A 13,315-nucleotide genomic window follows, 5' to 3' on the forward strand; every position below is an offset into this window, starting at 1 on the left:
CTTGCCCATGGCTAGGAAGAAACACGCTAACAAAGCCCCTCTGAGCGACAGAAACTTTACTGAACTCAGCCATAAATTTAAGCAAAACATTTATGGCACCAATAAGGGGAAAATCCGCGAAGCGGTGCTTAAACGCGATATTCAGGAGCAAGTGGGCTGGCTTGGTCAGGACCCCAGCAAACGCATCTTAGACTTGGGCGGTGGCCAAGGTCAGTTAGCCTTGTTTTTGGCCGCTCAGGGCCATCATGTGACCCTAGTCGATATCTCCCAAGAAATGCTCGATATTGCTGCACAAAAAGCCCAGCAGGCGGGTCTCAGCGATAAGGTGACAATTATCCACTCACCACTGCAAGATATCGAGCAACTGGCGTTGGGGCAATTTGATTTAGTCTTGTGCCATGCGGTATTGGAATGGCTGGTTGAGCAGCAACAAGCCATCGATTTACTCAAGCGCCAGCTAAGCGCCGATGGCTACTTGTCGCTGATGTATTTCAATTACGAAGCGCAAGTGATGGCAAATATGGTGTATGGCAACTTTGATTACGTCAACAAAGGGCTGAAAGTAAAACAAAAGGTAGGCCTGAGCCCGAATAAACCGCTGCAAGCCGCGGATGTTACCCTGTGGCTGCAACAGGCCAACCTCATTACTTTGCAAAAAACCGGGGTGCGATGCTTCCACGATTACCTGCGAGAGCTAAACAAGGCCGATGAAGACTTTGCCAGTTTGCTGGCGTTAGAACTGAAATACAATCGCAGCGAGCCGTATGCTTCAATAGGTCGTTATACCCACCTGATGTTGCAGCACCAGCGCTAAAACAACCATAAAGGAGTTAACTTACGCTCTTTGCAGCCATTAACTCCGTCTCGCTCACCGCAATAAATGCTCTATTTTTTGTCTTCGCGGATAACGGGTAACGACTCGGCTTGCCAGCCGTTCATATCCCCTTCAAGGTGTTTTAATGAATAGCCCTTAGGCTGCAAAGCGTCAATAAAAATCCCTGCTCTTCTGCCTGAGCGACAATACACCACCAGGGTTTTATCTTTGAGAGCTTGCAATTGTTGCTGATACTTACCAAGTTGATTGAATGGGATATTGATGGCGCCTTTGATGTGACCAGCGGCGTATTCTTGAGGGCTTCTAACATCCACAATCACATCTGGCTCAGCGCTCATTTGATTGACCAACAACTGCTGCTGTGACACAGATTCAAACTCGGCCGCAAACGCTGTGCTGCTGATTATTATTAGGGTGAACAGTATCCACTTTTTCATTTAAAACCTCATTGTAATTTATGTTTATAGGGCCTGTGTTACTGGCTTTGATGCTGGCGTTGATAGTGACCATCAAAGGTGATTTGCCAGTCACCATCGGCCACTTTAGTTTGCCACAGCTGACGGACTGAGCCATCACGATTTACCCGCCAAGTGATCTTGTCTTGTATCTTTACGCCTTGCAGGTTTTGGCGATCACCCTGCAGCACCATTGCGCCGTCTTCCCAGCCGCCTTGTAATTGTAATAACAGTCTACTGCTGTCGACCCAGGTTTGATGCCAACGCCCAGTGGTGACGTCAAAGATGTTAACACTTTCACCATGAAAACCCGATACCGCCTGATAGCGCTCTTTAATCACGCAGCCATTATAACCTTTGGTGATCTGGTTACTGCCGGCCAGTTGGCCATCGTCGCGCACTACTTGCCATTGCCCCAACCAAAAATCAAATTGACGGTGCTCATCTTTTTGGCAGCTCCCATGACTAAAGAAGCTAAATAACAGCATACCCACTGCCGCTTTGCTCTTCATCTTATGTCCTTTTAATAACTAACACAGGTGTTAAAGCATAGTTCAACACCTGTGTGCCACCCTAATTTCTTCCTTTAGCGGCTTTTGCGCGCCAACTCTTCCAGCCGCTTACGTTCTGCTAAAATCATTTTTAACATATTCACTTTGAGCTCTGCTTGCAGCTGCTTGAGCTCTGACAATTGGTGCTCTAAGTGTTTAATTTCATCAATTTTGGTCGCATCTCGATATTTCTTGCTGCCCACATGCTCGAGCTGCAATCGCTCATTAGACTCGACACCTTGTTGTGAGCTATCGATGTTAGGGTAACGCTGTGCTGGTGCTTGTTTCAGGGTGGTAATTTGCTGTTGCAATTGGGTCATTTGTGCTTGTACCAACTCCATGGCTTGTTCGAGTGCTTCATAGTCTTCTTTGAACACCGCATTATCTTCTTTATAGCTAGCCGCTTCGTCATCTAACTCCTTAGAGAGCAGCACAGCCGCAGGCAATGCTTTTGAGGTTTTTTCATTGGGACTTGTGTTGCTATCTGAAAGTGCCGGCGCTGGCGTTTGCGCAGCGGGTATCTCCGCCTTTTTGGTGAGGCTGGGCCAGCTTGCTAGTGGTTGAACTTAAATGGTCATCAGCTTTCCTCTTTCCTTAGTAAAGCTAGATTTTTATCGGTACAAACAACTACAACTTGAGGTATAAAATAGTCTCATCGCCTATCGCTCTGCCGCTCTGTGCTGCTGTATTCAAATAGACATCATTTTGCGACGTAAATGTCACATTAACAGGAGAGAATAAACGCCAAGCTAACTCGGCTAGGAAGTATGTTTGTATAGCCTTTTTAAAAAATGGCTCCATCCGAAACGGTCATATTTCACTTTGGCAAGGGACCTATAAGGAAGCAAAAAACCTTACCAGACCAGTCACTTTAGTGCTAGTGAGTATCTAAAGCACACCATTTAAGCCTCTTCTCAACCTCAGAAAAGCCTAAGTGCCGTATCGGTATTTGTCTGGCGAAGTCCTCTTTTTGTTTTTACATTCGTTAACGTTTGTATCTATACAGCATACATGGCGTTTCGTTATTATAAGCCTAGGGGTAAAATAAGTTATTACTGGCTTGTTTTACGGCATGAATAATCAGGTCCTTTGGAGCAGCTAAAGTGAAAAAGCACTTAAGCATAGCAGTGATGATGACGATGTTGATTGCCTGCAATCAATATCAAGAGGGTCAACCGTTATGGCAAATCGATAGCCAAGGGATCATTTTTAACGGCCAACTGCAAACCAGCCGCACTGCTGCCACAATCGCCTGCAGTCAATGCCAAGTCAGTCAGCACAATGAAATCCGACCATCGGGCCCCGCCAGTTATACCTTAGTAAAAGAAAACGATGACCTCAAAGCGATTTGGGGCAAAAGCCATCATGCTGCATTGTACATCCCCAACAGTGGCGGCAGGCCGCTAATCAATTTAGCCGCAGATACCGAAGCTGGCGTCTGGTTAATGGATATAGACAGTACTCCTAAACCATTGAAGGTTGGCATAGTCAATTATGTGGTGCTGGGCAAAAAGACCTATCAGGTGGTGATCGCCGCCAACTCACAGCATAACGATTTTGAGTATTCGGTGTTAGTTAAGTAACTCGCTTCTTCCCTAAATGCTGTCTATCTATGCATTGCAGCTTATTTCAATACTCACCGCCTGTTGTTAGCACAATAACAAAGTTTCCTGTCAACATTGCAGCCCCGTAAGGCTTTCTCTAAAATACAACTAAATCAAATTAGAGATTGGAAACTCATGGCTCAATATATTTATACCATGTCGCGGGTGAGCAAGGTTGTGCCACCTAAGCGCACTATTCTTAAAGATATTTCACTGTGCTTTTACCCTGGCGCTAAAATTGGTGTTTTAGGCTTAAATGGTGCGGGTAAATCGACGCTACTGCGCATTATGGCTGGCGTTGATAACGAGTTTGAAGGCGAAGCACGCCCTCAGCCTGGCACTAAAATTGGTTATTTGCCGCAGGAACCGGTACTTGATGAAAGTAAAACCGTGCGCGAGACCATTGAAGAGGCAGTGAGTGAAGTAAAACAAGCTCTGGCAAGGTTAGATGAAGTTTACGCCGAATACGCGATGGAAGATGCGGATTTTGATGCGCTAGCTAAAGAGCAAGGTGAACTGGAAGCGATTATCCAAGCTCACGATGGTCATAATCTCGATAATGCCCTTGAGCGTGCCGCTGACGCGCTGCGTTTACCTGAATGGGACGCTAAAATTGAGCACCTGTCAGGGGGGGAACGCCGCCGTGTGGCTATTTGTCGCTTACTATTAGAAAAGCCAGATATGCTTCTGCTGGATGAGCCTACCAACCACTTAGATGCCGAGTCGGTTGCTTGGCTAGAACGCTTCCTACACGACTATGAAGGCACCGTGGTTGCCATTACCCACGACCGCTACTTCCTTGATAATGTTGCAGGTTGGATTTTAGAGCTTGACCGCGGCCATGGTATTCCATGGGAAGGTAACTATTCTTCATGGCTTGAGCAAAAAGATGCACGCTTGAAGCAAGAAGAAAAGTCAGAAAAAGCGCGACAAAAGTCTATTGAGAAAGAGCTTGAGTGGGTGCGCTCAAATCCTAAAGGCCGTCAGGCAAAATCTAAGGCTCGGATGGCACAGTTTACAGAACTGCAGCAAAACGATTATCAAAAGCGTAACGAGACCAACGAGCTATTTATTCCACCGGGTCCACGTCTAGGCGATCAGGTCATTGAAGTGAATAATTTACGCAAAGGCTTTGGCGACCGCTTATTAATTGATGATTTAAGCTTTACCGTGCCTAAAGGTGCAATTGTTGGGATCATCGGTGCCAACGGTGCAGGTAAATCAACTCTGTTTAGAATGTTAAGCGGTGAGCAACAACCTGACGGCGGTGATATCACCATTGGTGAGACTGTGGAAATTGCTACAGTTGAGCAGTTCCGCGATGATATGGACGGCAACAACACCGTATTCCAAGAGATCTCTAACGGCCAAGATATTCTAAAAATTGGCAACTTTGAAGTACCAAGCCGGGCATACGTCGGCCGCTTTAACTTTAAAGGCAATGACCAGCAGAAGTTTGTCAAAGAGCTTTCTGGGGGTGAGCGCAACCGTCTCCACTTAGCGAAACTACTGAAGGCTGGCGGTAACGTACTGTTACTGGATGAGCCAACCAACGACCTCGATGTCGAAACCCTTCGTGCCCTAGAAAACGCCATCTTGGAATTCCCAGGCTGCGTAATGTGTATTTCCCACGACCGCTGGTTCTTAGACCGTATTGCCACCCATATTCTCGACTACCGTGATGAAGGACAAGTGAACTTCTTCGATGGTAACTACACCGAATACGAAGAGTGGTTGAAGAAAACCTATGGTGCAGAAGCGGCAGAGCCTAAGCGCATCAAATACAAAAAAATTGGTTAATCACCAACACCATAAAAGAGCCCCATTGATTGGGGCTTTTTTATTACCATAAATCCCCCGCTCGGCTTTGTTTTTATCAACACAAATACTACCCTTGTAATTCATCGCTAAAGTTTTGCTTAGCCAGCTTAAAAGCACTTGAATTTTCTCATTTGCGTTAAATAAGCTATTATTAAATTATGACTTTTTTTAGGATCGAGTATGAAAGAACGCAGACGTTTTTCCAGAGTAACCTTTACCAATGAGGCGCGTTTTATGGCGTCGAGTGGTGACTTTACCTGCGAAATTTTAGACCTTTCACTCAATGGCGCGTTAGTCACCTTGCCTGATGGCTATGTGCCACTGAAAAATGATCCCGCTAGCCTTACTTTTTACTTGCCTGACAGTGACATTAAAATCACCATGGAGGTAGAAGTACGCCATGTTGAACTGGGTCATTTGGGGCTGCATTGTCGCCAAATTGATTTGGAAAGTGTGTCACACTTAAAACGTTTGATTGAATTGAACCTAGGGGATGATGATATACTGCATCGCGAGCTGGAGCAGCTTACCCATGAAGATAATTAAATAATAAGAGAAAACTATGATATTGGAGTCATTACAAGGATTTATCCCCTTTATTACCTACTTTGGCCTAGCCTACCTTCTGACGCTGTTATTTTTGTTTGTATACACCAAGATTACTCCTCACTGTGAGTGGAAGTTAGTCAAAGAAAATAATCCTGCGGCTGCCACTGCGTTTTGTGGCACCATCATTGGTTTTGTTTTGCCTATTGCTAGCGCCGCCGTCAACGCCGTCTCTCTAATCGACTTTGCTGTTTGGGGTGTTATTGCTGGGGTTATGCAGTTAATTACTTTCTTTATCGTTAGACTGTACATGCCCAAACTGTCGGAAAAAATCGAAAGTAACCATATCAGTGCAGGGCTATTTTTAGGCGGTGCCTCGTTGGCGACTGGAATTCTAAATGCCGCGTGTATGACCTATTAAGGAGTCGAGATGAAAAGGAGTAAATCAATCAAATTGACTTTATTAATGGGCGCAACCGGTGGCCTTACAGCCTGTGGTGACCGCGACGAGTCAGCACTTATTTTTCAAGATGTTGATGAGTGTACATCTTTTGGTGTCGAGCAAGAAGCTTGTCAGTACCAATACCAGCAAGCCTTACAAAACCATCAGCAGGAAGCCCCCAAGTACGCTGCTGAGCGCTTGTGTGAAAGTGATTTTGGCTACGACCGCTGTGAAGAATCTGGTGGAATTTGGCGCCCCATCATGGCTGGCTTTATGGTCGCGGCACTTGCTGAAGCCGTCGACGAAGGCTTAGACATGATGAAAAAGCGCAAACGCAAAAAAGCGGCCTTTCTAAGCGGTGGCTACTACTCAGGTGCCAAGCCATTATACCGAGCAAGAGACGACTTTTTTAGCTATCGCAACTCGCAAAACGACTTTGTTGCTTCTTCTCGAACTGCTGGCACAACCACCGTAAAAAGTTCCAAGCTCAATTATAAACCCAGAGCAAAATCAGTCACCAGGAGCCGTGGCGGCTTTGGCCGCAGTGCCTCTAGAAGCAGCTGGGGAAGCTAGGGAATTCCCTAGCTCCATACCTGCCGCCACACTTCTTAATTAGACCAACCAAGTGGTGTAGCAAAACAGCAATGGCTCACAAGAATAATTAAGCGATACTCGCCATGTTTAGAATAACAGCCAAAGAGCGGCCCGATTGGCAGGCACAAGCCCAAGCACATGGGTTTGAATTTCACACCATGTACGGTGAAAAGTATTGGGACGAAAGCGCCTACTACCAGTTTTCTCTGAAACAAATAGAGCAAGACCTCGAAGCTCCTAGCGAAGAGTTACATCAAATGCTGCTCCATGTAGTGGAGTTGGTTTGCAATGACGAAGCCCTGTTACAACAATTCGCGATACCACCGTCGCAATGGGAACTGGTTACCCGCTCATGGCGACGCCGTGACTTAGCCCTTTATGGTCGCTTTGACTTTAGCTACGATGGCAAATCACCGGCTAAACTGCTTGAGGCCAACTATGATACTCCCACGTCGTTATTTGAAACTGGCTACTGGCAGTGGCTGTGGCTGCAACAGCAAGTCGACGCCGGTCAGCTACCAAGAAACGCAGATCAATTTAACAGCCTGCAAGAAGCATTGATTGAGCGTTTTTATCAGTTACATAAATTCCACCGCGGCCAGCCGCTGCACTTTGCCTGCTGCAAAAACAGCAGCGAAGACTTAGGCACAATTCAATATATGCGCAGTTGTGCTATGGCGGCAGGATTGAAAACACGAGAGGGTTTTATAGAGGATATTGGCCTCATTGACGACCAGTTTGTTGACCTCCAGTCACAACCAATCCATTGGATGTTTAAGCTATACCCATGGGAGTTTATGTTTACTGATGAATATAGCCACTCGCTGACGGCGAGTAATACCCAGTGGCTTGAGCCGGCATGGAAAGCCATTTTATCAAATAAAGCGATACTGCCCTTGCTGTGGCAGACCTTTCCGAACCATCCGAACTTACTGCCAGCCTATTTTGAAGCAGACAAAAGTAAGCTCCAGCATCACCCCAGTGGTTATGTCAAAAAGCCCTTACTTTCTCGTGAAGGCGCTAATATCGACATTTATCGTAATGGTCAGTTGCTAGCGCAATCTTCTGGTGACTATGGCGCTGAGGGCTATATCTACCAAGCCTACCATGCCTTACCAGAGTTTTCTGGTATGCGTACCTTGATAGGATCATGGATGGTTGGCGACAATGCCGTGGGTATCGGCGTCAGAGAAGACAGTAGTCTCATCACCCAAGATTTAAGCCGATTTTTACCTCACATCATCCTTGGTTAAATAAAAATTAACACAAGCTTAACTCTTATACTACAGTATATAGTACCAAAGCGTTGAGCGGATCCATGGCCCTACTGCAACAACAACCTCCCCTGTTGTGATGGTAATGCTATGCAGTTGCACAGTAAGCCCCAAGTTCGATTAGCTCATTCGCGATGTTCACTGGGGTATTGCACTTCGAGTAGCAGTCTTATTCTCAACCTTAATAACCATTGCCGTGGTAAATAGTCCATTGGCAATGAATAAAGGCTGTTAAGTAAAGCAACAATACACCAGCACGGCGCATTAATAAAAAGCTATTTTTACAACCATCATAACCACTTGACGAGCTAGGAAGTAAAAGCAGTCTGCCTCAAAAGTGTGAGACATCATCGTATAAGGAACTGTTATGACTCACTATAAACTTGGTAAAGAAATCAAACCACAAACCATTCCGTCTAAAGTCAAAGTAGCCATTGTTGGCGCAGGTATGTCGGGGCTATATAGCGCTTGGCGACTGCAAAATGAAGCCAATATCGATGATATTGCCATCTTTGAGCGCAGCAATAGAACTGGCGGGCGACTGGACTCGGACTTGATCCATTTTAAGGACAAACGAGCTGGTGCAGCCCCTGATAGCACCATTACAGTTAAAGAAGAACAAGGCGGGATGCGCTTTTTATTCGAGGGCATGGACGATTTAATGGCGCTGTTTTTAACTCTGGGCTTAGAAGATCAAATTGTCCCTTTTCCAATGAACAGTGACGGCAATAACCGCCTCTTCTTTCGCGGTACGAGTTTTTCTGCCAAAGAGGCACAAGAGTCAGATTACCAAATCTGGTCGGCACTCTATAATCTTGATGCCAATGAGCAAGGCGTAAACCCAAAAAGCATCATCAATGTGGTGTTTAACCGTATTTTACAGGTTAACCCTCAGTTTGATGGCCGCCCTACTGTACGCGGACCTGAGTTTTGGCAGGCATTTCGGCTTGAGTGCCAATGGCAAGGCAAACCGTTATATGAGTGGTCTCTATGGGATCTGCTCAGTGACATGGGCTATAGCCAAGAATGCATCACTATGCTTTATCGAGTATTGGGCTTCAACGGCACATTTTTATCCAAAATGAACGCCGGTGTTGCCTACCAATTGCTGGAGGACTTTCCCGCTAGCGCTGAGTTTAAAACTTTTAAAGATGGCTTTAGTACCCTCCCCAATGCCCTAGTGGATAAAATTGGTAAAGATAACATCCACCTAAAAACACAGATCGATAGCATCAGTTTTGATGCTAACCGTAAAGAGTATATCTTACACTACAGTCAAGCGGATCAACCCGACCAACCTAAAGCCACGGTTGCAGCAGATAAGGTAATTTTAGCCTTACCCCGCCTTGCGCTGGAAAAACTCTTTCTTCGTTCAGACGCATTCCAACGGCTAGAAGCCAATACTCGCGATCACCTATGGGATACACTACAAAGTACAACCAATCAGCCTTTGCTCAAAATCAACCTCTATTATGAATCGGCTTGGTGGGGGACGGGCATGACTGGTCGCCCTGCGGTGTCTTTTGGCCCTAACTTTGCCGACTTACCTACCGGCTCTGTGTATCCTTTTTATGCTCTGGATGACCCATTAGCTGCGGCATTGATGTATGACGAGCGCGATACCAACCCAGATAAAGAGACCCAAGCGAAGCTCGATTTAATCGAAGCGCAAAAATACAGTCGACCCGCGGCACTCACTATCTATTGTGATTATCTCAATATCAACTTTTGGAGTGCCTTGCAAAATAAGGGCGCTTTATATCACCACCCCAGAGAAGCAGAGTTCATTGAGCAGCCAGTTCCTAGCGATATTTACCCAGCCACCGAAGCGGTTGTAAACCAAGCCACAAAGTTCTTTAAAGACATCTTTAGTACCCATTATGTGCCTGAGCCAATTCTTACCAGTGCGCGTATTTGGGAAGGGAATGTTAATTTCAACATCCCAGAGCAGTTTCAATTTGGCTTTGGGGTTCACCAATGGGCAATTGGTACCGATGATAAAGAGGCCATGTCCACTTTGGTTGAGCCTTTACCTCAGCTATACACCTGCGGTGAAGCTTTCTCTGACTATCAAGGTTGGGTTGAGGGCGCGCTACGCTCAGCAGATTTAGCCTTAAATAAGGGCTTTGGCTTAGCACCTTTTGATAAAGTATTCCAGCAACAAAACCCCACAGGTAAAACCTCCTCCGAAGCTATCCAAGAAGCTTACCTAGCGAATTCCGATAGCATGATAATGGAGTACATTGATCCTAACTTTAAGCCTAACTGCGCAAAGAAGAGCAAAGCCAGTCGTAAGCAACCCGATAGCGTACTTGGCGTCGATCTTACCTATTTCGATACATCAGAAGCAAAATAAGCAGTTGATCACAGCAAACTAAATAGACAAGAGGAGCAACCCTCCTCTTTATCAGTTAAAAGGATTGATCATGAGTAATCATAATTTTACCGTTGCAGAGTATTTAAAACTGCGTTTAGAGCAAGTGGGTGTGGCACAAATGTTTGGTGTTGCCGGTAACTACACCGCTGCACTGCTGGATACTATTTTGGCAGATGAAGCTTCGCCAATTACGATTTCAGGTAACGCCAATGAGATCTGTGCTGGTTTTGCGGCTGATGCCCACGCTCGCTTAAAAGGACCAACAGCAATTTATGTTACCTACAGTGTTGGGGCATTTAGCCTACTTAACACCATCGCCGGCTCTTATGTTGAGCAAGTGCCCGTAATTCTTATTAATGGTGCACCGACCAATAAAGAAGATCAAACGTCAAAAAGAGCAGGCTTGCTGTACTCCCATACAACTGGTTATGAGTTTGTCGATATCCATATGTTCAAACCCATTACGGTGGCCGCTGAGCGCATTACTAATGCCGCTCAGGCACCATATCAAATTGACTCCGCATTAACCGCAATGTTAACCCATAAAAGGCCGGTTTACCTTGAGGTGACCGAGGACGTATGGCGCAGCACCTGTAATGCCCCAAGCGCTAATATTCACTCTGGCAGTGGCACCACGTTGACATTCAGTGAAGCCAAAGCTGCTGCTGCGGCAACGGTAGAGTTAATGTTGAGCCGTCCCAAGAGTATATTTTGGGCCGGTGTTGAATTGCAGCGCTATGGTTTACAAGCAGAGTTTTTACAGCTGTTAGATGAAATCAATAGTCATCATAGCGTGGAGCATGGTGATATCCGCTTTGTCACCTCGGCGATGAGTAAGTCTGTGATCTCTGAGTTACACCCACAGTTTGAAGGTTGCGTTACCCTGTCTCCCGATGAAGTAGATAAGCTGGTTTCACAAGACGGTGTTTTAGTCGGTATTGGCGCATGGACCACAGGGAAAGATACTGGCAATAAAGATATCCGCAGTGAGCATACTGTGCTTGCTGCGCATCAGGGAGTCTATGTTGGTGCTAAGTTCTTTCCATCTGTGCAATTAAACGATTACTTACAAAGCCTTACTGAAGCATTTAAGGCGATAAGACACGACAGTGCAAAACTCAAAGGACTTCGTTTACAGCAACCACACCGAGTTACAAATAACGCAAGCACAGTAGAGCTCGGTTACGACAGTTTTTTTAATGCATTAGGACAATTCCTAACTAAAGATGACATATTGACCGTGGATGCTGGCTTTCCCTTGATCGCAGCACAGTCAGTAACAATCCCAGCCCAAGATGGCTTTATCGCACAAGCTTCTTGGTTATCTATTGGCTATTCAGTCCCCGCAGGGACCGGTGTAAAATGCGCTTTTCCCGGGAAGCGCGCTATGGTTGTAGTAGGCGATGGCGCCTTCCATGAAACCTGCCAAGGCGTTGCTGACCAGCATGCCTACGGACAAAATACCGTGGTGTTTGTGTTAGCAAATGGTATTTATGGTATTGAACAATATATCGTCAACCCCAACCCATTCCGTTCACCCCCTGTAGATTACAAAGACCCCTTACTCGACTCTGTTTATAGCTATAATGATTTGCCACAATGGCAAATAGCCAACATAACTCAAGCTTTTGGCGGCCAGGGAAGAAAAGTGTCTACCCTGGAGGAGTTACTCACAGTAATGGAAGAGATACGGACAAAGCCGGATTGTAATTTTGTCGTCGAAGTAACCATTCCCAAAACAGATACCCCAGCAGCCATTCGCCAAGAAGCGAATAGCAGTGTCGGGGAAGATGAAATTGCTAATCCTGATTGGCCACCAAGAACCAAGTTCTAGACCGAAGCAGCGCTTCGCAGTTCGAGGAAGTGAGCGCAAGGATGCGCGAAGGGGAGATACTACATGGGTGAATTGCGACCAAAGCAACGCTTTGCAGCGCAATGAACGCGAGGGTGACGAGAAACCGAAGCACTGCTTCGCAGTTCGAGGAAGTGAGCGCAAGGATGCGCGAAGGGGAGATACTACATGGGTGAACTGCGACCGAAGCACTGCTTCGCAGCGCAGTGAACGCGAGGTATGGACACCGAGCCGGAAGCCCTCCACAGGGATGTGTGCCCAAAGGTTGTCTTTTCCACTCTGTCTACATTGCTCTCAAGGCTGTTTAGATTTTGTAGGCGCGGGTTTACCCCGCGCTTTTTATTGTGCGCTGAACGCAAAAAAACCCGACTCTTTCGAATCGGGGTTTGACGTACAAGGAAGTACTAATGTCGATGAGATTTATGGATGAATGCCTTTCATCGACCTCTTAATAAGGCCCTGGCTCGCTACGAAGTAGAATGTTCTCATTCTTTTCATAGAGAGACACATGGGTGAACTGCGACCGAAGCACCGCTTCGCAGCGCAGTGAACGCGAGGGTGACGAGAAACCGAAGCAACGCTTCGCAGTTCGAGGAAGTGAGCGCAAGGATGCGCGAAGGGGAGATACTACATGGAAGTACTTTACTCCAAACGCAAAAAACCCGCTGCATAGCTGCAGCGGGTTTCTCTTATAAGGCCCTGGCGATGTTCTACTTTCACATGGGAAGCCCACACTATCATCGACGCTGTTTTGTTTCACTTCTGAGTTCGGCATGGAGTCAGGTGGTTCCAAAACGCTATAGTCACCAGGAAAACTGGGTGCAAATGTCTAATGACATCGTGCCACGCACGACCATTCCATTTGCGCAAGGTGAACTGATTTCGCGATACCGCTGAGGTTAGTCACCTTGTTTAATCATTAAAATCTGGAAAAAACTGCTTAAATTCTTTGTCTTCGTCGCGG

The 13,315-nt window shown here is 46.2% G+C and carries 12 protein-coding genes and 1 rRNA gene; 9 read left to right on the top strand and 4 right to left on the bottom strand.

The features are described from left to right. Positions 1-7 precede the first annotated feature (7 nt). Complete coding sequence (locus R3P39_RS09125; RefSeq protein WP_336567041.1) at positions 8-814, top strand: methyltransferase domain-containing protein; 807 nt, start codon at positions 8-10, stop codon at positions 812-814. 71 nt (positions 815-885) lie between these two features. Here R3P39_RS09125 and R3P39_RS09130 read toward each other — a convergent pair whose 3' ends face one another. From R3P39_RS09130 to R3P39_RS09140, 3 genes are all read right to left on the bottom strand, one after another. After that, entirely contained in the window at positions 886-1,272 is a 387-nt protein-coding gene (locus R3P39_RS09130; protein WP_336567042.1) for a rhodanese-like domain-containing protein, read from the bottom strand. A 38-nt stretch (positions 1,273-1,310) separates the two neighbouring features. Continuing rightward, positions 1,311-1,802: a hypothetical protein gene (locus tag R3P39_RS09135; RefSeq protein WP_336567043.1), complete on the bottom strand. Its 492-nt coding sequence runs from the start codon at positions 1,800-1,802 to the stop codon at positions 1,311-1,313. Positions 1,803-1,876: 74 nt separating this feature from the next. After that, positions 1,877-2,275, bottom strand: coding sequence for a hypothetical protein (locus R3P39_RS09140; RefSeq protein ID WP_336567044.1), 399 nt, complete (start codon positions 2,273-2,275; stop codon positions 1,877-1,879). A gap of 669 nt (positions 2,276-2,944) precedes the next feature. Between R3P39_RS09140 and R3P39_RS09145 the strand changes: the two genes are divergently transcribed. The 8 genes from R3P39_RS09145 to R3P39_RS09180 all read left to right on the top strand — a co-directional run bounded on the left by R3P39_RS09145 (position 2,945) and on the right by R3P39_RS09180 (position 12,333). Continuing rightward, positions 2,945-3,424: a hypothetical protein gene (locus R3P39_RS09145; RefSeq protein ID WP_336567046.1), complete on the top strand. Its 480-nt coding sequence runs from the start codon at positions 2,945-2,947 to the stop codon at positions 3,422-3,424. 156 nt (positions 3,425-3,580) lie between these two features. Beyond that, positions 3,581-5,245, top strand: coding sequence for an energy-dependent translational throttle protein EttA (gene ettA, locus R3P39_RS09150; RefSeq protein WP_336567047.1), 1,665 nt, complete (start codon positions 3,581-3,583; stop codon positions 5,243-5,245). Between the two features lie 201 nt (positions 5,246-5,446). After that, the gene (locus R3P39_RS09155) at positions 5,447-5,812 is read left to right on the top strand and encodes a PilZ domain-containing protein (RefSeq protein ID WP_336567048.1); all 366 of its coding nucleotides are present in this window, start codon (positions 5,447-5,449) and stop codon (positions 5,810-5,812) included. A gap of 16 nt (positions 5,813-5,828) precedes the next feature. Next, positions 5,829-6,233: a DUF350 domain-containing protein gene (locus R3P39_RS09160; RefSeq protein ID WP_336567049.1), complete on the top strand. Its 405-nt coding sequence runs from the start codon at positions 5,829-5,831 to the stop codon at positions 6,231-6,233. Positions 6,234-6,242: 9 nt separating this feature from the next. Beyond that, positions 6,243-6,827 (top strand): DUF1190 domain-containing protein, encoded by a 585-nt coding sequence (locus R3P39_RS09165; protein ID WP_336567050.1) that lies wholly within the window; start codon positions 6,243-6,245, stop codon positions 6,825-6,827. Positions 6,828-6,931: 104 nt separating this feature from the next. Beyond that, entirely contained in the window at positions 6,932-8,101 is a 1,170-nt protein-coding gene (locus R3P39_RS09170) for a glutathionylspermidine synthase family protein (protein WP_336567052.1), read from the top strand. Positions 8,102-8,489: 388 nt separating this feature from the next. Further along, positions 8,490-10,478 carry an FAD-dependent L-amino acid oxidase gene (locus R3P39_RS09175; protein WP_336567053.1) on the top strand — a complete coding sequence of 663 codons (1,989 nt, stop codon included), beginning with the start codon at positions 8,490-8,492 and terminating at the stop codon, positions 10,476-10,478. A 70-nt stretch (positions 10,479-10,548) separates the two neighbouring features. Beyond that, positions 10,549-12,333, top strand: a complete 1,785-nt coding sequence (locus R3P39_RS09180; protein ID WP_336567054.1) for an alpha-keto acid decarboxylase family protein — start codon at positions 10,549-10,551, stop codon at positions 12,331-12,333. Positions 12,334-13,048: 715 nt separating this feature from the next. Here R3P39_RS09180 and rrf read toward each other — a convergent pair. Then, positions 13,049-13,162, bottom strand: a 5S ribosomal RNA gene (gene rrf, locus R3P39_RS09185). Positions 13,163-13,315: the final 153 nt, after the last annotated feature.

Source organism: Pseudoalteromonas sp. UG3-2 (assembly GCF_037120705.1).
GTDB lineage: Bacteria > Pseudomonadota > Gammaproteobacteria > Enterobacterales > Alteromonadaceae > Pseudoalteromonas.